Source organism: Tumidithrix elongata BACA0141 (assembly GCF_036349135.1).
GTDB lineage: Bacteria > Cyanobacteriota > Cyanobacteriia > Pseudanabaenales > Pseudanabaenaceae > Tumidithrix > Tumidithrix elongata.
This window is the reverse complement of record NZ_JAZBJZ010000018.1, coordinates 38,022-60,079: the sequence shown is the minus strand read 5'-3', so window position 1 is coordinate 60,079 and position 22,058 is coordinate 38,022. Positions and strand designations below refer to the sequence as shown.

Annotated in this window: 16 protein-coding genes; 8 read left to right on the top strand and 8 right to left on the bottom strand. The window is 43.5% G+C overall.

Annotated features, from left to right (window positions below; genetic code table 11):
• Positions 1–387 precede the first annotated feature (387 nt).
• Together V2H45_RS06715 and V2H45_RS06710 are read left to right on the top strand one after the other, a co-directional pair.
• A complete protein-coding gene (locus tag V2H45_RS06715; protein WP_330482852.1) occupies positions 388–1,227 on the top strand; it encodes a metallophosphoesterase in 840 nt (279 codons plus the stop codon).
• An 84-nt stretch (positions 1,228–1,311) separates the two neighbouring features.
• Positions 1,312–1,935, top strand: a complete 624-nt coding sequence (locus V2H45_RS06710; RefSeq protein ID WP_330482851.1) for a helix-turn-helix domain-containing protein — start codon at positions 1,312–1,314, stop codon at positions 1,933–1,935.
• Between the two features lie 31 nt (positions 1,936–1,966).
• Here the strand turns inward: V2H45_RS06710 and V2H45_RS06705 are convergent, their stop codons facing one another.
• The 4 genes from V2H45_RS06705 to V2H45_RS06690 all read right to left on the bottom strand — a co-directional run bounded on the left by V2H45_RS06705 (position 1,967) and on the right by V2H45_RS06690 (position 8,970).
• A complete protein-coding gene (locus V2H45_RS06705) occupies positions 1,967–4,123 on the bottom strand; it encodes an alpha-1,2-fucosyltransferase (RefSeq protein ID WP_330482850.1) in 2,157 nt (718 codons plus the stop codon).
• A 169-nt stretch (positions 4,124–4,292) separates the two neighbouring features.
• A complete protein-coding gene (hepC, locus tag V2H45_RS06700) occupies positions 4,293–5,132 on the bottom strand; it encodes a heterocyst development glycosyltransferase HepC (protein WP_330482849.1) in 840 nt (279 codons plus the stop codon).
• A gap of 498 nt (positions 5,133–5,630) precedes the next feature.
• The gene (locus tag V2H45_RS06695; RefSeq protein WP_330482848.1) at positions 5,631–7,805 is read right to left on the bottom strand and encodes a GumC family protein; all 2,175 of its coding nucleotides are present in this window, start codon (positions 7,803–7,805) and stop codon (positions 5,631–5,633) included.
• Positions 7,795–8,970, bottom strand: a complete 1,176-nt coding sequence (locus V2H45_RS06690) for a glycosyltransferase (RefSeq protein WP_330482847.1) — start codon at positions 8,968–8,970, stop codon at positions 7,795–7,797. Before V2H45_RS06690 ends, V2H45_RS06695 begins: the two co-directional genes overlap by 11 nt.
• Before the next feature lie 807 nt (positions 8,971–9,777).
• Between V2H45_RS06690 and V2H45_RS06685 the strand changes: the two genes are divergently transcribed.
• On the top strand, positions 9,778–13,539 hold the full coding sequence (locus tag V2H45_RS06685) for a WD40 domain-containing protein (RefSeq protein ID WP_330482846.1): 3,762 nt from the start codon (positions 9,778–9,780) through the stop codon (positions 13,537–13,539).
• 33 nt (positions 13,540–13,572) lie between these two features.
• On the opposite strand, the gene V2H45_RS06680 is transcribed toward V2H45_RS06685, so the two are convergent.
• The 4 genes from V2H45_RS06680 to V2H45_RS06665 all read right to left on the bottom strand — a co-directional run bounded on the left by V2H45_RS06680 (position 13,573) and on the right by V2H45_RS06665 (position 16,962).
• Entirely contained in the window at positions 13,573–14,037 is a 465-nt protein-coding gene (locus V2H45_RS06680; RefSeq protein ID WP_330482845.1) for a hypothetical protein, read from the bottom strand.
• Positions 14,038–14,040: 3 nt separating this feature from the next.
• The gene (locus V2H45_RS06675) at positions 14,041–14,484 is read right to left on the bottom strand and encodes a hypothetical protein (RefSeq protein ID WP_330482844.1); all 444 of its coding nucleotides are present in this window, start codon (positions 14,482–14,484) and stop codon (positions 14,041–14,043) included.
• A 72-nt stretch (positions 14,485–14,556) separates the two neighbouring features.
• Positions 14,557–15,699, bottom strand: a complete 1,143-nt coding sequence (locus V2H45_RS06670) for a glycosyltransferase family 4 protein (RefSeq protein ID WP_330482843.1) — start codon at positions 15,697–15,699, stop codon at positions 14,557–14,559.
• Between the two features lie 111 nt (positions 15,700–15,810).
• Positions 15,811–16,962 carry a glycosyltransferase family 4 protein gene (locus V2H45_RS06665; protein WP_330482842.1) on the bottom strand — a complete coding sequence of 384 codons (1,152 nt, stop codon included), beginning with the start codon at positions 16,960–16,962 and terminating at the stop codon, positions 15,811–15,813.
• A 284-nt stretch (positions 16,963–17,246) separates the two neighbouring features.
• On the opposite strand from V2H45_RS06665, the gene rfbB reads away from it, so the two are divergent.
• The 5 genes from rfbB to V2H45_RS06640 all read left to right on the top strand — a co-directional run bounded on the left by rfbB (position 17,247) and on the right by V2H45_RS06640 (position 22,021).
• Positions 17,247–18,347, top strand: a complete 1,101-nt coding sequence (gene rfbB / locus V2H45_RS06660) for a dTDP-glucose 4,6-dehydratase (protein WP_330482841.1) — start codon at positions 17,247–17,249, stop codon at positions 18,345–18,347.
• Positions 18,344–19,225, top strand: a complete 882-nt coding sequence (gene rfbA, locus V2H45_RS06655) for a glucose-1-phosphate thymidylyltransferase RfbA (RefSeq protein ID WP_330482840.1) — start codon at positions 18,344–18,346, stop codon at positions 19,223–19,225. Before rfbB ends, rfbA begins: the two co-directional genes overlap by 4 nt.
• A 144-nt stretch (positions 19,226–19,369) precedes the next feature.
• A complete protein-coding gene (gene rfbC / locus V2H45_RS06650; protein WP_330482839.1) occupies positions 19,370–19,915 on the top strand; it encodes a dTDP-4-dehydrorhamnose 3,5-epimerase in 546 nt (181 codons plus the stop codon).
• A complete protein-coding gene (gene rfbD / locus V2H45_RS06645; protein ID WP_330482838.1) occupies positions 19,912–20,811 on the top strand; it encodes a dTDP-4-dehydrorhamnose reductase in 900 nt (299 codons plus the stop codon). Before rfbC ends, rfbD begins: the two co-directional genes overlap by 4 nt.
• 454 nt (positions 20,812–21,265) lie before the next feature.
• Positions 21,266–22,021 carry an RraA family protein gene (locus tag V2H45_RS06640; RefSeq protein WP_330482837.1) on the top strand — a complete coding sequence of 252 codons (756 nt, stop codon included), beginning with the start codon at positions 21,266–21,268 and terminating at the stop codon, positions 22,019–22,021.
• The last annotated feature ends 37 nt before the right edge of the window (positions 22,022–22,058 follow it).

Genomic DNA, 22,058 nt, shown 5'->3' with positions numbered 1-22,058 from the left:
AAGGAAAGGCTCTGGCAGTTTAACGGTAGACATTTTTACGCCGTAGTCTACTAGCGACGTATCTACAAACGTCTAGCCCGAAGGGTAACTCCTTCGGGCTTTTTATTGTGATTTCCCAACCTGCGATCGCGATCACAAGCAGCATTGGCAATAATCACAGAAAACACGTACTGCGATCGCATAGCCACCCCCTTGAAAAGGCAACAATAAGTCTACTAGCGACGTATCTACAAACGTCTAGCCCGAAGAGTAACTCCTTCGGGCTTTTTTTTGATTTCCCAACCTGCGATCGCAAGGTATTCTCAACCAAGATGAGGAAAGCAAAGCGGAATTGAAACCCAAAGTTCGCAAATGATTTAGAATTGCTATATTTATTGACGATTACTAATGCGCAAAATAAAGCAAAAACTGTATATCGCACTTTTCATCATTACAGCTTTAGTCTTGCTGGCGATTTATGGTTATCGGATTGAGCCAAATCTTTTTGTGGTTACGCGTCATCAACTCAACCCAGAAATAGTTTCTAATCATGCCAGTTTAAAAATTGTCCAAGTTAGCGATCTACATCTCAAAAAATTTAGCGATCGCGCCCAAAAAATTGCCGAACAAGTTAATCAACTACAACCAGATATCGTAGTATTTACGGGAGATTCTATTGATAGAGCCGAACAGATCGGTGGATACGATCGCTTCTTATCACTTCTCGATCGCCAAACTGCTAAATATGCGATTTTGGGAAACTGGGAATATAAGTCAAGAGCCGATTTAGCTCTTCTAAAACAAATCTATACTACTTACAATTGCCAATTATTAGTTAACGAGAGTGTTTTATATAAACAAGGCGATCGTAATCTATTAATAACAGGAATTGATGATTTAGTTAGCAATCCCGATCTAATTAAGTCGTTGCAAAATATTAATCCTAATCCCAATCATTTATTACTCGCGCACTCACCAGCAAATCTAGACGACTTCTCTAAGGATGAGTTGCAAAAACTAGCAGAATATAAGCCACAATATATGCTGACAGGTCATACTCACGGTGGACAAATTTCTTTTTTTGGTTTTGCCCCTATACGTCCACCACGTAGCGGAGATTATGTCAGTGGTTGGTATCAAATCAATTCACTCTCTTTATATGTCTCTCGTGGATTGGGAATCTCAGTATTACCCATGAGAATTGGAGCAGTACCTGAGATTGGCTATTTCGAGTGGTTTTTGAAATAAACGTAGTATTGCTTCATATCGTTAAAAGGAATCAATAATTCAGATCTCAGGTTATTTGGATAGAAAATGGTTGGCGGCAACATCATGTACGAAGATTCGATTTCATCCCAACATTCCGCCGATAGTGACAGCTTGGCGCGTTACCTAGGCAATACTATCCGTGACCTTCGCCAAAAGCATGGACTGACGATCGCTGAAGTCGCCGAAAAATCTGGCATCTCGCGGGGAATGCTCTCTAAAATCGAGAATGCACTCACTGCCACTAGCCTCGAAACCCTCGTAAAGATTGCCAATGCGCTCGGAGTCTCGATGGCAACTCTTTTTCGTCACTACAATCCCCCCGAAGGTGGTGCGCAATTGATCAAGCAAGGACAGGGAATGGAAGTCGTGCGGCGGGGCACAAAATCTGGGCATACCTATCATCTGCTGTCCTATAACCAAGGGCCAAATAAATATTTTGAGCCATTTCTAATCTCTATGGATGATGCATCGGAGGTATTTCCCACCTTTGAGCATCCAGGGATTGAGTTTATTTATATGTTGCAAGGCAAGCTAGATTATCGGCACGGGCAAAAGACCTATCTCCTCGAACCGGGAGATTCTCTAACCTTTGTTGGAGATATCCCTCACGGGCCCGAACGCTTGATTGAACTGCCGATCCGCTTTTTAGCAATTATTCACTACCCAGCATCCAATTTACAGGATTAGGAAAGCTTTTCAAAGTCTTCCTAAACTGGGGCTAGGGAGCATTCAGTTTGCTGCTTACAACCCTGTCATCCATTTGGGCGATCGCTTGATGAAATTCAAAATTTAGGGTAGCGATCGCGCAACTGGGTAAATCTCCCAAACCAAACTCAGCGATCGCTTTGCTGTCCTCACAGCCTTCTAACAAAATTCTCCCTTTTACCGAGGCTAAGAGTTCTTGCCAATCAGAAATTGTTTGAGGCGAAATAACTTCTACTTGCGGCTCGCGCTCAAAGCTATCCTCAGCTTGTAATATCAGTTGCATAAAGCTCTCTCCTAAAATCGATTCTGCAACTTCTAGATCGGACTCCTTGGCATAAAACACCAAGCCAATGCGATCGCTTTGGGGATGACTTAGCACATTCGTCAAAACTTCCATGAGAGCATCTTCAAACTCCGTCGGTTGCGTCCAGTCAGGAACCATTAACCAGCTTAGCTTTGGTCGTTCTTCTCTAGCGGGCATCAATAGGGAATACCATTCACCCGTTTGTTCGTCTTTTTGAATCAATGGCTCAACCCCATAGTTTTCAATGAGATCGACAGAAGCATCATCCGTTACCCAGCTAAAATAATCGCGCAGAAGTAAAGGAGATTCTGATTGCCGTTGCAAGTTCTCCCATTCTGCTAGTGCATTGAGATATCCTCGTTGCTCTAAGCTCAACAATTGTTCTGGACAGACAAAGGCAAATCGTTGAAAGACCAATCCCTGTTGCTCTGTATCCGCATGAAGAAAGGGAGCGATCCGTCCTACATCCTGTAAGGTTCCATCGGGTAACGACTGCACGAGCACAGGTGGATCGACCGCAATAAAGTGCATTTGAGGCTGAAATCGCCATGTTCGCAACCACTCCCGTTCGGGATGTTGTCCGTAACAGTATGTAGTTGTAATCACAAGGCGATCGCTGACAAAAAACCAACACCAATAAAAAGCCGCTGTTCGCTCAGGATTTTCTGCAAACATTTCGCGTGCCGTCTCGATCTGCTCGCTAGTCCAAAATTCTTGAGGGTCAATCTGCCATAACAAACATTCTCTAGGCAAGTTGTCTAAACAGGCATTGTGCATTGCTAGCGCATCTTGCCAAATCCCTCCCTTGGGCTGGTAAAGCGTAATCCGATTGGGTTCGGAATCCACCAGTTGCTCTAGGTCATGCAGAAACTCCTTAGAAGTTCCATCCATTCCATCAATCAAATGCCAATGCCAGACAAAATCTAGCCGACGAAACACCTCTAAATGAAATCGCAAGAATGGAAGTGGCTCCAAAATTACTGTAAAGAAGTGAATAGAAAGCTCGGATTGCGAAGATGACTTTTGGCTCAGAGTAGAGGTAGTTGGCGCAAAAAAGTTCCCTATACGCTCCTCAACTGTGCGATCGCGTAAAATCGGTTCATCATCCCAAGGATTGAAAGCAATCAAACCATCTGCTAATAAACTGGGGCGCATAAAGCTTGTTCCTCTTTCATTTAGCATCGCCGCCGCAAAGGAAAACGAACTATTGGAAATGGCAAGTAGGTCGCAGCAACTCAGTAAATAAAAATCCAGATAGAAAGATGCCTGAGGGATGCTTACACCTAAATCTTGAGTCGTCACTGGGTTAAAACGAGCAAAGTCCCCCACAACTTTTTCAGGTTCGTCACTGGCAATGAATAAGACTGGGCGATCGAGACCATCCCAAATGCGATCGAGCCAGTCAAGATACCATTGATTGGGGGCAATAAAAAAATAGCTATAGCCATAGTCTCCCCGACGCAAATGTAGCCCCACAATTGTATTCCCTCTACTGCGCAGCGTATCGACAGCTTTTTTCATTTCGGCGGCGATCGCTGGACTCGGCTGAAACAGTGAACGAAAGAAATCTCGATAGGGCGTGTAAAAACTGGTGTGGTACTGAAAGTAACCCCGTAAATTAACATTTTCAAGGGTGCGATTTAGCAAACGCTCTTTGCGAAAGTCTTCACTCGATTGCTCGACTAAGGGAAGCGATCGCGTAATCGCTGGATCTTGACAGGCAAACAAATAACGCCCAATCCAATCAGCAGGAACCTCAACATCCATCTGGCGATCGCGTGCCAAGATTTTTAAGAAGGCATATTGGAAAATTTGATTGCCAAAGCGCCCGTACTTTCCCAAAGATGACATCGTGATCACAGGCATAACTAGATTGCTACCTCATATGCTTCAACTATATTTCTCTTCCAGATCGTTCAAGCAGGTTAAGAATTGCCAAACACTCCACACTGATGCCTCTAATTGTTCCACAAAAAAAGAGAGCATGTACCAAATGCTCTCAATAGACATAACAGAACGGAACAATTTGCAACTTTTAACGCACTTTAGATCGGGACAAAAGCTTAGGCAATGCCATGCATAAAATTTTGAAATCTTTCCATAAAGACCAGTTTTGTAGGTAATCAAGCTCGCATTGATTCACCTCATCCATATTTAAATCAATCGAACTTGCCTTTACAGGGCATGCATAAATAAGACCCGGTAGGGCATTGAGTCTGCGATTTTCTCCCTTGCAAATACATAGTGCCTCATCTAGCGATCGAGGATGAGAACCAACCAAACTCATTTCTCCACGAAGGACGTTCAATAACTGGGGAAGGTTATCCAAATGATAGTTATGCAGCCAATGTCGGTTACTTGTGCAGAATTTAACGATGCGAAATAGCTGACCGCGTTCTCCCACGCGCCAATGATACTCAAAGATTGATGTGGATTCCAATGACTCCTTCTTGCCTAGGAGCGTGAGAAATAATAGGAGAGGACTAAAGATCGCCAAAAGTAAAAAAGCTACAATCCAGTCTAATCCACGTTTGATCGCCCAATTCACAGGATTGCGTCTTTGAGGTAACTCCAAGGTAGAGGGTAATCTCAAAAATAAAGGCTTCTCTGCCAGGAAACACATATCAGCAATGCGCTTTACCTGTGACTCTCCTGTACTGGTATCGATCAGAACAAGTTTTACGGGTGAATTATTTAAACAAGCTTGCAGACGAGAATCATCATCGCTCTGCTCTATTCCCTTGTCTTCAGACGACAAGCCGATCAATAGCTTCTTTTGTCTCCAAGTAAAAGAGAGAGAGGGCACTACAGATTGTGTTCCATGAAAGAGATATGCTGGCTTAGCCGATCCGATCAGACTGTTTACGTCTTCCATCTTTTCCTGGTTTGGATAATTAAACGGGTGTTAATTGAACGAACTTTTTGAGAATCCAAAGATTCAACTGTACTTGTCTTTAAAATCAATCGGTTGCAAATCAATTGGTTGTGTAATCCACTGGTTGGGAATTCTAAATTTAGCCTGACAGGTTTTAAACAACCTAAATTTAACGCCTCTAATCTCATACCGTTTTCAAAAATAACACGACGCATTGCTTTTGAAAGGCCGTGCGGAGCGCAGCACTCAAACTTCGAGCCGTTGCAAATTTAAGTGAAATTTGTATCACAGAAAAAGAATAAAAAAGTAGGTATTTAGAATATCAGTGTTATTTACTCATGTCTAAGTAGCTTTAACAACTAGGTAAGGTTACTAAAATGTCATGACTAAAGTTATAAGGAGGTTATATTTCTAGAATGTACCCCCGACACCCCTTGCCGCTCGAGTTTCACTATCTAAATCGGTAAATTTATTACCTAGACTAGACTTTCGCAAAATTTATTTGTTTTTTTTATCTTGATCTTTTCCCATATAGTAGGTGTTTGGACGATTCGTGACCCCATTAGCAATTACACCTAAAAGATTTAATCGCTTCATTACTTCTGTAGCTTGGGCAAATTCAGAACGTGTAACGAGATCGATGCGTCCAATCATTAGGCCCCCATTACAAATAGAGCCAATTTGAATCGCATCAACAATGCCCAAAACTGGGGGGGCATCAACAATCACTAGGTCATAGGTTTGCTCGAATACAGACATTAACTTCTTCATCCACTCTGAGCTTAAGAGATTGACAGAATCTGTCGGTATAGGACCAGAAGTAAGAATATCTATATTTGAGTTTGAAGCCTGAATGATCTCTGTACTGGGAACTGAGCCATTGCTGGTGAGTAATGTTGACAATCCACGTTCGTTGGGTAGCTGGAGGAATTTATGTAAGCTTGGCGATCGCAGATCGGCATCAACCAAAAGTACCCTCTGATGTAACCTTGCCGCACTCGTGGCTAAACCAAGGGCGATGGTGGATTTTCCTTCACCCGACAATGCCGAAGTAACTACCACCGATCGCAAGGGAGACTCAAAGCTAAGTAGTTGAATATTTTTGTAAATTAGATCGAGGGACTCTCGAAAAGGTTGCCATTGTAGGACATCAATTGATAAAGGAGATAGTGCTTGCCCCTTCAGAAATTGGGGCATAAATGTGGGGGCTTCAGTTTCAGTCTGTGCAAACTTAGGTGTCATACCCAAAAGTGGGAGGGCTATCTGCCTTTCTAGCTCAGCCGAAGTATGCACGGTATCGTCCTGTAGATCTCTTAAAAATGCGATCGCCGAGCCTAGGAACAATCCTACAACTATAGCCAACATTAAATTACGCGTACTCGTAGGTGCTTGCTCAATTCCTAGGCGAGGTTCTTCGACTACCTGCCAATCAAATCCACCTCTGGCAATTTCTAAGCTCAGTTGTTGCCTTGCTTTTAAGAGGGTTTGGAGTGTTTCTTGATCGAGCTGTAATTTTGGTCTTAGGGCTTCATATTCCGAAAGCAGACGAGGTAAACGTTTAATCTCAGTTTTTAGCTGTTGCTCTTGCTCCGATAAGGCCTGTTGCTTGGCATCAATCGCCGACAAACCCGATTGCGCATCAACAAGTTGGGTAGCAAGGCTGATATCAATAGCCGAGAGCTGATTGGCATTCCATTGCTCTTGACTGATGACGCGATCGCCAAAGATTCTTTGTTTTTCATCCCCTAGCAACTGCAACTGACTTTGAAACCGATCTTGAAGGTTTTGAATTAGGGGAACAGCATTGGTGAAGCGTTGTTGTTCCTGAGCCAAAGTCAGCTCAGTTTTTTGAAGTTCCGCCAAAATCGCCAAATAGCGAGACGACTGATTCAGCCGAGTAGATGCTAAGGCTGCTTGAGGAGAGAGCCCTAATTCTTGCTGCAGAGAATTTGCTTTGGCTAAGAGTTGCTCATATTCAATCGTATTTGCGCGTTTTTGTTGATCGATCGCACTTAATGCCGATGAGACCTCAGTCACCCGTTGAGAAGCATCAAAAATATTGTGCGTTTGTCGAAATTTTTCCAACGCCGAAGTAGCATCGGCAATATTTTTTTGAACAACTGGAATTTGTTTGTCAATAAATGCCAAACCATTGGTTAAACGAAGCTGTTGTTGCTCTAGGTTATATTCTAAATAAACTTGCTTAAAGGCTTTAAGAACTTGTCGTGTTTTAACAGGATCGTCTGAGGAATATTCAATTTGAAAGATTTTTGTGGCTGTTTTATCTTGACTGAGTTGCCCAACTTTTAAAGACTGTAGCTCCGCAATCGAAATCTTTGTACCTTCAGCTTCAAGCAACCCAGCCGCTTTTTGAAACATTTCCGAGCTGCGCATTAAAGTCAGTTGTGTGGCAATATCAACTTCTACGCTCGTACCGGTGACTAACTGACTCTCAGAGCTTCCACCTCCTTTAGCTTGCTTGTAGTTTGGTTCGACCAAAAATTGCATTGAGCTTTGGTAAGTAGATTTCGCTCTAAGGTTTACAACCGTTGCGATTACTAAGCTTGCACATAGTGTTCCCAAAATCCAATAACGTCGGCGAGACAAGATTGCAAAAATTTGTCCGTAGCCAAATTCGCTTTCAACCATTGGACTAGATTTACTATTTGTCATATTTCACTCCATCAGATCGCTCGGCAGTGGCTTGATTTGTGTCAACTAGCTCTGTATTGACTAAATCAGGGTTGCTTACTTCGGCGTTACAAACATCCGCAATCACTTGGTCAACTTTTTGAAAAAATACGCGCTCAGAAAAATTGGATAGAGCATGCTCTCTAATTTTTGCATAGTCCCAATTGATTTCACGAGACTCTAACAAGGCAGCTTGAAGAGATTCAGGAGTCTGGCGTTTAAAAAATACCCCTGTCTCCCCTGAGATTTGGGTATCAAGCACCCCACCAGCACCATAGGAAATCACTGGTGTCCCACTGGCATTTGCTTCCACGGGGACTAGTCCATAGTCTTCAAGGGCGGCAACAATGACAGCACGAGATCTTGACATCAATTTAGCGCGCTCTTGGTCGCTAACATGCCCCAAAAATCTAATATTACTCAAGGCTCTTGATTCTAAACGTTCGCGCTCCGGACCGTCTCCTGTGACAATTAGTGGAAACCCAAGCCAATTCAGCGCTTCTACGATTATATCTATGCGTTTATAGCTTAGCAATCGAGCTGAAGAGAGGTAATATTCATCTTTTTCGGACGAAAATGTAAATCGACTGTCATCAATGGGATAGTTAATCACGATCGCTGGCTTACCATAGATGTCTCGTATACGCTTACCCACAACGCTTGAATTAGCGATATACACATCTGGCTCTTGAGCATAAGCGAGATCTTTTTTTCGCATTGCTCTAAAAATTTTATCGATCACAGGATAGAGGTTTTGAAAATCTGCATATTCACGCAGATAGGTTTTGGTATCCCATAAAAACCGCGTGACATTATGACAAAAGCAAATATGCCAAGCCCCTTCGCGCTTCCGCACGGCTTTTGCAAAACTCGTACTGCTACTAATAATTAAATCGTAAGCGCTCAGATCGAGGGCGCGAAACACTGGATAGTAAAAAGGAGCCATCAGTCGAAAATACTTAACGGCACCAGGTACTTTTTGCAGGGGTGTCGTATGAACGAGGCGATCGCCTAAATCGATCGTGGCCTTGGGATCGTACAAAGATGTATAGACATCTGCTTCAGGGAAGTGCTTACAGAAAAGCTCAAATACACGCTCTGCACCACCGCGCTGTGTTAAGTAGTCATGCACCAGAGCAATTTTCATGAATTTGAACCGTATCTATCCGTATTCGTAGTTTGCAATTGCGTGGATATTTTGTGCTAAAGATGATTTTGCGTACTAACTTCTGCTCTGTTTAGCTCTGAATCGTCAGTCTACCATACGCTCTAGCTTGGACGAAATTGCTAGATCGCATGAAAAAACATCAATATAGCTGAGGCAAAAGTACATATTTTTGCGTATTGAGACAAAATTCTAAGCAACCATAAAATCTAAAAACTCATAACTTATGAGTAAATTATAGACCGAGAACAAATTTAGTCATGAAATTTAGCTTAGGGACTTACTCGGAAATGTTGTACACATAAGCTCAATGTTGGCTTCGACTCAGTTCGACAGAGCTCACTGAATCTTTGCTTAGCAGCTCTTGGGGCTTTAATTTATGACAAATCTCATAGGTCTGACTAATTGAATCTAGTGAAGTATCCTAAAGGCTTCTAAACTGAATAGCCTGTAAATCTTTTGGCACAATACCTTGTGTTTGCCAAACAAATCTTATACAGAACTTAGCTGATTGAATGCACAAACCCAAAGGTTGAATTTTATTGAGTCTGTTTAATCTTAAAACGGCTGAAATCTATGCTTAGGAGGTGTTTTAGCTCCCCTCCGCATCCTCTTTAATGGTGCTTTGACAAGCATTGCCCCTAAAAATTTCATACAAGTCAAGAAATAACCCTTCAGTTTTTAAAATAAATTTCAACTAAAAGCCAGATTACAAGATGCTACAAACATAAAAAGTTATTAGAATGTCATAGTTAAGGTTATATAAAAGTTATATCGAGGCAAGATCCTATGACTGCTGACGAAGCACTAGCATTTATAGAGATGGGGCTAGAGCAACGCAGCCTGACTAAAGTTGAGCGCTCAGTGTTTTTAGGTGTTTGGCAGGGCTTATCTTATTCAGAGATTGCAAAACAGTCAGATTACGATCCTGGCTATATTAAGTTGGTTAGCCATAAGTTGTGGCACTTGCTCACACAAGCTTTAGGCGAAAAGGTCTCCAAAAGTACCCTTCAATCAATTGTTAGAAAGCACCTTCACAGTAAAAAGCTGAGTGTAAATGTCTCAAGTCTTAACTCTGAAAGCAATAGTCGTCAGGACTGGGGTGAAGTTGTTGATGTCTCGGTTTTTTATGGACGCACCAATGAATTAAATACCCTTGAACAGTGGATTGAAATAGACCACTGCCGACTTATTGCCATTTTGGGTATGGGTGGACTCGGTAAAACCGCACTTTCGGTCAAGCTATCGCAACAAATTCAAGACAAGTTTGATTTTGTGGTGTGGCGATCGCTGAGTAATGCTAAATCTCCAGAAGAAAAGCTGATTGATGTGATCAAGTTTTTGTCTGGACAGCGAGAGACCGAATTTAGCAGTAACCTCGAAGACTTAATTTCTAAATTGTTGGAGTATCTACAGCAACATCGATGCCTGATTGTCTTAGATAACTTTGAGTCTGTCCTGCAAAGTGGTAATCATGCTGGTTCTTATCGCAGTGGCTATGAAGGTTATGGCGTCCTACTAAAACGAGTGGGAGAAGTATCGCACCACAGTTGTCTAGTCATTACCAGTCGGGAAATGCCCGAAGAAGTGGCCATGCTAGAGGGAGACATCTTACCTGTGCGGTTTTTACCCTTAGAGGGCATTGATGAAATTGCCGCCGAACATGTGCTTCATGCTAAAGGTTTATTTAGTCAACCCCATGAAATTCAAAAGTTGGTGAATTGGTATCGTGGGAATCCACTGGCTTTAAAGATTGCAGCTACATCCATTAAAGAGGTGTTTTCAGGGAGTGTTGCCAGGTTTTTAGAGCAAAAAAACACTATTTTTAGTGGGATCACAAACCTGATCGATCAGCAGTTTCGTCGCTTAACCCCCCTAGAAAAACAAGTCATGTTTTGGTTGGCGATCAATCGAGAGTCAGCCCAAGCCGAGGATTTAAAGTCTGACATTGTGCCCAAAGTCGAACAATCCGATCTGTTTGCCGCTTTGGGATCTTTGAAGCGGCGATCGCTGATTGAAGATAGTCTCTTTGGATTTACGCAACAGCCTGTGGTGATGGAATACATTACGGGGCTACTGATCGATCAGGTTTATCAAGAAATCGCGCAAGAGCAACCTCTCGGTGTGCTTCCCAGCATTCAAGCCAAGCTGCATAAACAATTATTTTATTTGCGGCATTATGCCCTCATGCAAGCAACAGCGAAAGACTACGTTAGGTATAGTCAAATTCGTTTTATCATCGAACCCCTTATAGTGAAGCTCTTATCAAGTCTTGGAACCAAACAAGATATTGCTGAGATTTTGTTTCAAACCTTGCAAGAGTTACGCCGACGGGATTTACGATCCCCAGAAGGCAGATCTACCCCTGGTTATGGGGGTGGCAATATCATTAACCTCTTGGCTCATTTGAATGTCGATTTGGCGGGTAAAGACTTTTCCCATTTGACGATTCGGCAAGCCTATCTTCCTGATGTCAAACTACATCGAGTCAATTTCAGTCATTCGGAAATCGTGAAATCGGTATTTGCCGAAGTTTTAGGCGGCGTTTTGTCTGTCACCTTTAGCCCAAATGGCAAGCTCTTAGCGATCGGAGATACTAGGGGTGAAATTCATCTTTGGCGCGTCCGAGATAGCAAGCCTTTACAAACCTACAAAGGACATACCTCATGGGTGCGATCGATTACATTTAACCCCAGTGGCACGATGCTAGCGAGTAGTAGCAACGACCAGACGATCAAACTTTGGGATGTACAAACGGGGGCATGCTTAAAAACATTTCATGGTGAGATTGGACCGATCATGTCCGTCTCCTTTAGCCCCGACGGTCAAATTTTAGCCAGTGGCAATGCCGATCGCACAGTTAGATTATGGGATGTTGGTAGTGGTCTGTGTTTTCAGACTTTACAGGGACATGAAGATATTGTTGGTTCCGTCGCCTATAGTCCCAAAGGAAATCTCTTGGCAAGCAGCAGTGACGACCAAACCATACGACTATGGGATGTAGAAACGGGAGAATGCATTCGCACCCTAGAAGGGCATGCAGACATTGTCTGGTCCATTGCCTTTAGCCCTAATGGCAATGTCCTAGCCAGTAGTAGTGAAGACCATACGATTAAGTTGTGGAATGTCGAGACGGGAAGTTGTCTCAAAACCTTGACAGGACATAACCATATTGTTTTTTCCGTCAGTTTTAGCCATGATGGCTCTACCTTAGCTAGTGGCAGTGGCGATCGCACCATTCGCCTATGGAATCTCAAAACGGCTAAATGTTTCAAAACCCTAATCGGGCACAACCACTGGGTACGTGCTGTAGCCTTTGACCCCCATAGCCTCGTTCTTGCTAGCAGTAGCGGGGATGAGATGGTTAAGCTTTGGGAAATTAGCACCGCCCAATGTATTAAGACCTTTCAGGGACATATTGGTCGCTCTTGGTCTGCTAGTAAAGGTGAAGAACAAAATACCGCAGGAAATAGTAACGACCATCTACAAAATCTTTGGGAAGTCAATAGCGGTCAACAGTTTCGGATTTTACAGGGTTACACCAATGCAATTTGGTCTGTCGCTTTTCATCCCACTTCTTCTTACAAGGAAGATATCGAGGGAATTGTTGCTAGTGGCAGTGATGATTCCATCGTGCGGCTCTGGGATATACGCACAGGAGAATGTGTCAAATCGCTCTCAGGACATGCGGGTCGGGTTTGGTCTGTCGCCTTTAGCCCTGACGGCAATACCTTGGCAAGCTGTAGCGAAGACTGCACGATCAAACTCTGGCATATCAAAAGTGGGAATTGCATTACCACAATTAACGAGCATCCCGATGAAGTGCGTACGCTTGCCTTCAGTCATGATGGTCAGTTTCTTGTCACGGGTGATATGGGGCATACCGTAAAGCTATGGCGAGTACTGACTGGGGAAAAGCTACAGATTTTTGAAGGGCATAGCCGTGCTGTATTGTCAGTAGTGTTTAGTCATGATAACCAGATGCTAGCGAGCAGTAGTCGGGATAAAACCGTAAAGTTGTGGCGTGTGAGTACTGGGGAATGTCTGCAGACTCTTAACGGACATACGGAAGCGATCGCTTCTGTCGCCCTAAATACCGAAGGTACATTGGTGGCAACCGGAAGTTCCGCTAGTACAGTTCGCCTTTGGCAGGTAGAAACCGGTGAATGCCTCCAAGTCATCAACGGGCATGAAGGCAACGTCCTCTCAGTTGCTTTTAGTCCCAATAGCTGCGCTCTCAACCAAACCCTAATTAGTGGTAGTGAAGATTGCACCGTTAAAGTTTGGGACTTAAACACAAAAACCCCCATCCTTACTTTAGAGGGACATACGGGCACGGTCCATTCTGTAGCGGTTAGTGCGGATGGTAAGGTAATTGCCAGCGGTAGCCGTGATGAAACGATTAAACTATGGGACTTAACTACGGGTAAATGCTTCAAAACCTTGAGAGAACCAAGACCCTATGAAGAGCTAAATATTACAGGGGCGATCGGTTTGAGTTCAGCCCAAAAATCAAAGCTCTTAACGCTGGGAGCCATTGAACTTGAATAGTTTAGTGCGCAGCGATCGCTCAAATAAGGCAAGTTATTTTTTTGGTTGGTCAAGTTTCTGCAACTGTTCAGTAACATGTCCTGGGAAAAGATCGATCCCTAAACCTGATTTGACCAAGTAGGCAAGCAAAAGGACAAAGGCACTGATTGCTAAATTCACTGCCAATAGCAACAAGATCGCGGCAATAATATTCGCAAATTTTGTCACTTTGGGAAGGGGGTATTGGCGATCGCCATAGCGACGATCTTTGCCAACAAATAAAACAATATAGAAACGAACAATAACGAGATCGACCATAAATCTCAAATCCACAATTTTGGGTGAAGGTCTAGGAATGGCTCGATCTAATACTGCTCGAACTGCTTCCAACTGTTCTGGATCGAATCTTGCCAAAACCGCAGGATCGATCTGATTGATATAGTGGCTTGCGTCTCTAAGTGCATAGCTGGGAAGGCTTGGTTGTTCTGTGGTTGGGGATGAGGTTTCTGGTTCTTTCATGGCTTAGGTAATGAGTTGGTAAACTAGCCATCCAAGTAGCAAAGATGTCCAAGTGAGGATAACTAGGCAATAGAAACCCTGCTTTTTAGTCAAGCCGATCGCTTGTATCGGGCGATTTGCAAAGGCAAGGAGTAGCACCATCAGAAGTGCATAGATCCAAACGAGGATTAATGACCAAGCCACCGCTTTTGCCCCACCGATGGGGAAATGCTTCGGATAAGACCAAGTCAGTGCCCCAATTCCCACTAATAGAACGATCCAAGTAGTTGCCACCGCGATCGCAGCCGTACCAGCCTTAGATAGATGCAGCGCCACAGCAATTGTTCCTAACCACACTATCCATGAAGCGTTGTAGTCTGCCAAGATCCAGCCTGCGGCGGTATAACCGAGGACGAGGAATGCGAGGTGAAACCATGAGCCATATTTGGATAAGGGTGAAGATTGCATGACTGGGGTGCAATTTCTCTTGAATAACTATTCAATAACTATCATTTTTTCATAATTATTGACTTATAGAATCTATATATCGATCGCTTGCTCAAAGCTGGCAATTTGAACATCTAGAGCAAACGTAGTACAAGCATGCTTGTAGCCTTGCTGCGCGATCGCCGCAGTAGGCTCGGGATTTGCCAACAGATCCTGAACGATGGTACGTAGCGCATCAGGGTCGCTAGGGGGAACCAGCCAACCCGTCACACCATTCTCAATCAGTTCAAGCGCACCACCGGCAGCAGTCGCAATCACAGGACGTTGTGCCAGTTGTCCTTCTACAATCACACGACCAAAGGGTTCTGGCTCCGTGGAAGTATGCACGACGATCGTACAAGCAGTCATTAAGGCAGGGATATCGCTACGGAAACCCAACCAATGCACGCGATCGCCAAAGTCTCGATCCAATACCATCTGCTTGAGTTTTTCAGCATACTCAACTTCACCAAACAAGGGCTCACCCACCAGCATGACATGGACATCAGGCAGTTTTTGGATTGCCTCTAATAAAACATGCTGTCCTTTCCAATAAGAGATCCGGCTAAATACTCCTAAAAGAGGTCGATCGAACACACTCAGTTCCGAGCGAATCGAATCTATTTGTTGCACCGAAACCTGTTGAAAAGGTTCCAGCGAGAAGCCGTTATAAACCACTTTGACTAGGTCTGGGTCTCCTCCAGCCACTTTAAATGCTTCACCCGTAGCATGGGAATTGACAATTACCCTAGTAGCAAAACGATTTGCTAAGGTAACCGCAATCCAGCGATTGAGCTTACTAAATATTCGCGCTGTAAGAATGTCGTGTAAGTGCCAAACTACTGGAGCCCCACCTAAAAAACGCGCGATCGCTGCCACAATAAAGCCTTTTTGGTTGTTGGCATGAATCAACTCAAATTCTTGACTAATTTTGGCGACTTGTTGAGCCAAGTTCCATAGGGTGGATAGTGACTTCAGCGAAGCCAGCCCACTCGATGTTCTGACTTCAGCGAGAGAGTCCGAGCCTTGTAAAACCTGCACGGAAATTCCTACAGCTTCCAAACGCTGTCTTAAGATGCCATCCGTCAGTAAAAGTACTCGACTGGTGTCGCGATAGGCCTTGGCAATGTCCAATAAGTAGAGTTCGGCTCCCCCCAAGACAGCAGCATAACTAACAAAAAGGATGCGACGTTTCATGAATAGGTATTGGTTATCGGATACTAGGTATTGATTGGCGATTGGTTATCAGCATCTAGACTGACGATCTATCTGAAGGTTGAATACTGAAAATCCTAAAAGCAGAAAACGCTATTGCGCTAAAACTTGCTGGTAAACTGCTTTGATTTTGGTGGCGATCGCTTGCAGATCGTAATTTTCTCGCACATAAGCTCGGCAGGTTTCCGCAGACGGCAACTGGCGCTGCCCTGCCAGCACTTCTATAATTCCTTGAGCGATTTGTGTTGTGGAACTTCCCTCCAAAAGCAAATCCATTGACAAAGGGCTCAAAACCTCTGGCATTCCACCCATAGGCGTACTTAAGACAGGTGTACCCGCTGCAAGAGATTCAATCAAAATCAATCCAAAGCCTTCCCATGCGATCGAGGGCACAATTGAAAAATTGGCAGCACGATAGGTCGTTACCAAATCTCGATCAGGAACAAATCCAAGTAATTTGACATGATTGTCTAACCCTAACGCCTCAATTTGCGATTGTAACTCCTCGTAGATTGGGCCCTTGCCAGCAATCAACAACAACACTTCAGGATACTTTTGCTTTACCTGTGCGATCGCGGCAATTAAACGTTCCAGCCCCATGCGATGCACCAATCGTCGCACCGACAAAATAATGGGTCGATCCTGCTGCCACCCCAATCTTTCCCTGGCTTGGGAACGAGATAAATCAAGCTCGTAGTGTTGTGGATTGATACCACCTGGTACGATATAAATCTGTTCCATCGGTACTCCATAGTTTTGATGCAAAACCTGACGAAAGGATTCTGACAAAACAATAAAGCCCTTAGAGCGGTTGTAAGTTATTTTCTCTAACCACCATTTTGCCCCTGCTGCGATTTTTTTTGCCCCCTCAGCATTACTCTCTAGCGCCCAAGGTCCATGAAAGTGTGTGACTAAGGGACAGTGACCGATCTGATTGGAAATTGGGACAATATTTGGAAAAGTATATAGAGCAAAATGAGAAGCCACTAAATCATAGTTTGTTTGCGCAAATGCTTTTCTAACCAAAGAGCGCACACCTTTCCATCGCTGCCACAACGAAGATTCGGTAGGAGCAAATGCTTGTACCGCCCCCATAGAACTTTGAACGACCTGCTCGGAACCTGTTACCAAGCCATCTACCTCAACCCCCACTTGGGGCAAAGACTGAACGCAGTCATAATAAACCCTCGGTAGTCCACCCGCCTGCTCTGGGAACCAACCTGTTCCTATCTGTAAAACTTTCATATTTATCTAGTCTGTTAAATGGCTGCTGCGTGTCTCGATACAGATTTGAGCGCGATGGAGTATATAATTTTCACACTAAGCTAAAGTCAGGTGACCTAAGATTAAGCTAATCTTAATTCATTATCGTAGGAACCAATTACAGAATTGAGATCGGGCAAAAGCGTAAAACATGTATCTATAAACAAACTAAACTCTTTAGTTATGTTTTAAAACTTCAACGTTAGATCGAGGGAAGAATAGATGCTACAGGAATACTCAAGATACAAGTCTCATACAGTTTCTTCATGAAAAACTTTCTTGTTACAGGTGGGGTAGGATTTATCGGTTCTAACTTTATCCTTAAAGCTAGAAAAGAACAGTGGGCGAACATTATCAATCTAGATAAGTTGACCTATGCTAGCAACCCAAATACTTTAGAAGCATTAGATCGAGATCCTGGTTATCATTTTGTGCATGGGGATATTGGCAATCTTGAATTAGTCCGAAGTCTATTAGAACAGCACCAACCTGATGCCATTATCAACTTTGCCGCTGAGAGTCATGTCGATCGCTCCATTGTTAGCCCTCAAGATTTTATCCAAACCAACATATTTGGAACGTTTCAACTTCTAGAAGCCAGTAAAACCTACTACGAAAAATTGCCCTCCCCTCGGCAAGCACAATTTCGCTTTCTGCATATTTCTACTGATGAGGTGTATGGTTCTTTAAGTAAAACCGATCCAGCCTTTAGAGAAGATACACCCTATGCACCCAACAGTCCCTATGCCGCATCCAAAGCAGGATCTGACCATTTAGTTCGAGCTTACCACCATACTTACGGTCTGCCCACTTTAACCACTAATTGTTCCAATAACTACGGTCCACGCCAATTTCCCGAAAAACTGATTCCCCTAATTGTGCTAAATGCTTTGAATGGGAAGCCACTCCCCATTTATGGGGATGGACAGAATATCCGCGATTGGCTATATGTGGAAGATCACTGTGAGGCAATCTATCTAGTTTTGCAACAAAGCCAAGTTGGAGAAACCTATAACGTTGGCGGCAATAACGAAGTCACCAACATAGAAGTTGTCAAACAAATCTGTGCAATTCTCGATCGGCTTGCGCCCAAGCCAGATTTTAACTACGCCTCTCTCATCACCTTTGTTAAGGATCGTCCCGGGCACGATCGCCGCTACGCGATTGATTGTCGCAAAATTTATCAAGATCTGGGTTGGCAGCCCCAAGAGAGCTTTGAGAGTGGTCTGCTAAAAACCATTCAGTGGTATCTCAGCAATTCCACTTGGGTAGAGCAAGTCCAATCGGGGGCTTATCAAACTTGGATCGAGAAAAACTACGGAAACCGAAACGACACCCAAGACCCCATCCAAGGCGTTAACCCATGAAAGGTATTATTTTAGCTGGCGGTTCTGGTACGAGATTGTACCCACTCACACAGGTTGTGAGCAAACAGCTCATGCCTGTTTATGATAAGCCGATGATTTACTATCCCCTATCAACACTGATGTTGGCAGGAATTCGCGAGATCTTGATCATCTCTACTCCCGAGCATTTACCGCTATTTAAAAAACTTTTGCGGGATGGTAGTCAGTGGGGGTTACAGTTTAGTTACGTAGAGCAACCTAAACCTGAAGGCTTAGCCCAAGCTTTTATTTTAGGAAAAGATTTTATCGGTAACGACTCCGTTTGCCTAGTTTTAGGCGATAACCTCTTCTATGGTCATGGTTTGGTGGATGTTCTCACGCGTGCAGCCCAGTTACAAGAGGGCGCAATTATTTTTGGATATCGGGTCGCAGAGCCTCAACACTATGGAGTTGTTGCGTTTGATGCTACAGGTCAAGTGGTCAGTCTGGAGGAAAAGCCAAAGGTTCCCAAGTCTAACTATGCTGTTCCAGGCATTTATTTTTACGATTCGCAAGTTGTAGAGTTGGCATCTAAAATCAAACCCTCCGATCGCAATGAACTTGAGATTACCGATTTGAGTCGAGCCTATCTACATCAGGGGCAATTGAGGGTTGAGCTACTCGGTCGAGGTTATGCTTGGTTAGATACGGGAACCCATGAATCGCTCCAGCAGGCTTCTAGCTTTATTCAAACCCTAGAACAGCGTCAAGGCTTTAAAATTGCTTGTATCGAAGAAATTGCCTATTCTCAAGGATATATTGACGCAGAACAACTCCACGAACTTGCCAAACCCATGGCAAAAAATAGTTATGGACGTTATTTGATGGACATTCTTAAAGGTGACGATCTCAATGTTTGAATTTCTCAATGGTTGAATTTAAGAAGCGCCTTAGTTTATGCCAAAATCAAACGCACTTAAGTGAACGATGCAGAAACCAAGCTTAAATCACATCCTACAAAAGAATTTCGATTTATTCAATCCACGCTTAAGGGGCTAAACATAGTGAAGATTACACCGACCGAAATTCCTGATGTTCTCTTAATTGAACCACAAGTTTTTGGAGATGAGCGTGGCTTTTTTTACGAAAGTTACAACGAACGAACTTTGTTAGAAAAGGCAAATATTTCAGGACATTTCGTGCAAGACAATCATTCTTGTTCTGCCAAAAATGTACTGCGGGGTCTGCACTATCAAATTAAACAGCCCCAGGGAAAGTTAGTAAGAGTAGTGGTTGGAGAAGTATTTGATGTTGCAGTAGACTTGAGGACTAGCTCTCAATATTTTGGTCGCTCGGTCAGCGCTCGTTTGAGTGCGACAAATAAGCACATGTTATGGATACCGTCGGGATTTGCCCATGGTTTTTTGGTGCTATCTGCATCCGCTGAGTTTTTGTATAAAACCACGGACTACTATGCCCCAGACCACGAACGTACCATTATCTGGAACGACCCAGATTTGGCGATCGCTTGGCCCTTAGAAGTGGAACCAATTGTGTCTGCCAAAGATCGCATGGGTAAAGGCTTGAACGCAGTAGAGTTATACCCATGACCAGAATCCTTCTTATTGGCATCACGGGGCAGGTTGGCTGGGAACTGCAGCGCACCTTGTTGACGCTTGGTGAAGTTGTGTCAGTTGGGCGGGAAGTTCCCACCCCCAGTCTACAGATGGATTTGTCGCAACCTACCACAATTCGTACTGTGATTCGAGAGGTTCGGCCTAGCTTGATCGTTAATGCCGCTGCCTACACAGCAGTAGACAAAGCCGAGTCAGAACCAGAATTGGCGATGGCGATCAATGGTACTGCTCCTGGTGTCATGGCTGAGGAAGCCAAACTACTTGGGGCAGGTGTGATTCATTATTCAACTGACTATGTGTTTAATGGAAATCAGTCAAAGCCATATACAGAGAAGGATCGACCCGATCCACTCAATATTTACGGCAAAACAAAATTAGCGGGAGAGCAAGCAATTCAAGCGATCGACCTGCCCCATTTAATTTTGAGAACAAGTTGGGTTTATGGCTCAAGGGGTAAAAACTTTCTACTGACCATGCTAAAACTTGCTCAAGAGCGCGAAGTGTTAAGTGTCGTCAACGATCAAGTGGGTTCTCCAACTTGGAGTCGTGCGATCGCTGAGTCTACCGCCCAAATTTTGTCTCAAGGTCTACAGGATATACCTGCTTTCTTAGACAGTAACAGAGGCATCTACAATCTCACGTCTACTGGTCAGACGAGTTGGTATGAATTTGCTAAGGCAATTTTTAAACTCGACCCTAATTCCAACCAACATAAACTTAAGAAATTGCTAGCTATCCCCTCTTCCGAGTACCCCACCCCAGCCAAAAGACCAGCCTATTCTTTATTAAGTACTGAGAAAATCTCAAGCCAATTTGGTTTAGTCATGCCTCATTGGCATAGAAGTTTGGAATATGTGCTTGGTTTATAAATCTCAACGTAAATATATAACCTTTGTATAACCAAAATCTTCTTATTTAATAACCTTACGTATAAGATAAATGTCAGGTTTGTATTTATGCTTGAGAAAAGCAGATTACAAAAGACTTGTATTTTTCGTAATTGCTCAACCTAGAAGGAATCAGGGTTTCAGCCTATAAATTGTCTCAAAAACTAGCTAAATGACACCATTCTCATTTGTCAAACGATAATTTGCTGATATATAGATAAAATAGAGGTAAAATCGACTTTTTGACAGTCATTTTTTGTTGATTTTACTAAGTTGAGCAATTACTATTTTTCTTGTCAATGACTAACGCCCCCTGAGGCATGGGCTCTCTCCGTTCATGAGTTTAAAATTCTCCAGAAGATCGGGACAGTCAAAGCCCCACAATACTAGGCGCAAAAACGTTAGTGAGTAAACACTTCCTTAAGGACGGTATTTCATGACTACTAACCTAAATTTCACTAATTATAGTCAAACGGAAAGCTTCAAACCCAACGGTAATAAGCCAAAATCAAGCCAGATTCATCCAGGACCTGGCTTTCGCATTAATCGACAAATCGTCAGATCTTCGCAAGAGAATATCTCACGCCTTGCAAACTATCCAACGCCAGATATCTCCGATTTTATGAACCGTCTTTACACCATGGATTCGGGAATTAAGAATCTGGTCAATGAGGCAAAGATTTATGCACCTGCATGCACTGTGAAAGTTTTTCCAGGCGACAATTTAATGGTTCACAAAGCACTTGATATCGCCATGCCGGGTGACGTGATTGTTGTGGATGCGGGTAGCTCGTTTCTCAATGGCGTACTGGGCGATCTCATCTCCACAAAAGCCAAGCACCGTGGTATTAAGGCGTTCGTAATTGATGGACTCATTCGAGACATTGACGGCATCAAGGACATTGGAATGCCAGTGTTCGCTCGTGGTATTACCCCAATTGGTCCTCTTCATCGAGGACCTGGCGAGATCAATTTTCCTATTTGTTGTGGTGGCATTGTGGTACGTCCTGGCGATGTCATTTGTGGAGATGCGGATGGCTTGGTTGTGGTGCCACAAGAGTCCCTAGATGAGTTGCTCGTTCGTTTGGAAAAGCAAAAGGAAACAATGCAAACATATGAGAAAAACGTGAGACGGGGAGAATTCTCAAACGCATGGGTCGACGATATATTGAATCAACTCCATTGTGAGTAGATTAAAAAAACTATTAGCTTCGAGTTTGCAAGGCAAG

Bases quoted from the DNA above. Each gene is read 5' to 3' on its own strand.
- V2H45_RS06715 (WP_330482852.1), top strand. From the start codon at position 388: ATGCGCAAAATAAAGCAAAAACTGTATATCGCACTTTTCATCATTACA.
- V2H45_RS06710 (WP_330482851.1), top strand. From the start codon at position 1,312: ATGTACGAAGATTCGATTTCATCCCAACATTCCGCCGATAGTGACAGC.
- V2H45_RS06705 (WP_330482850.1), bottom strand. From the start codon at position 4,123: ATGCCTGTGATCACGATGTCATCTTTGGGAAAGTACGGGCGCTTTGGC.
- hepC (WP_330482849.1), bottom strand. From the start codon at position 5,132: ATGGAAGACGTAAACAGTCTGATCGGATCGGCTAAGCCAGCATATCTC.
- V2H45_RS06695 (WP_330482848.1), bottom strand. From the start codon at position 7,805: ATGACAAATAGTAAATCTAGTCCAATGGTTGAAAGCGAATTTGGCTAC.
- V2H45_RS06690 (WP_330482847.1), bottom strand. From the start codon at position 8,970: ATGAAAATTGCTCTGGTGCATGACTACTTAACACAGCGCGGTGGTGCA.
- V2H45_RS06685 (WP_330482846.1), top strand. From the start codon at position 9,778: ATGACTGCTGACGAAGCACTAGCATTTATAGAGATGGGGCTAGAGCAA.
- V2H45_RS06680 (WP_330482845.1), bottom strand. From the start codon at position 14,037: ATGAAAGAACCAGAAACCTCATCCCCAACCACAGAACAACCAAGCCTT.
- V2H45_RS06675 (WP_330482844.1), bottom strand. From the start codon at position 14,484: ATGCAATCTTCACCCTTATCCAAATATGGCTCATGGTTTCACCTCGCA.
- V2H45_RS06670 (WP_330482843.1), bottom strand. From the start codon at position 15,699: ATGAAACGTCGCATCCTTTTTGTTAGTTATGCTGCTGTCTTGGGGGGA.
- V2H45_RS06665 (WP_330482842.1), bottom strand. From the start codon at position 16,962: ATGAAAGTTTTACAGATAGGAACAGGTTGGTTCCCAGAGCAGGCGGGT.
- rfbB (WP_330482841.1), top strand. From the start codon at position 17,247: ATGAAAAACTTTCTTGTTACAGGTGGGGTAGGATTTATCGGTTCTAAC.
- rfbA (WP_330482840.1), top strand. From the start codon at position 18,344: ATGAAAGGTATTATTTTAGCTGGCGGTTCTGGTACGAGATTGTACCCA.
- rfbD (WP_330482838.1), top strand. From the start codon at position 19,912: ATGACCAGAATCCTTCTTATTGGCATCACGGGGCAGGTTGGCTGGGAA.
- V2H45_RS06640 (WP_330482837.1), top strand. From the start codon at position 21,266: ATGACTACTAACCTAAATTTCACTAATTATAGTCAAACGGAAAGCTTC.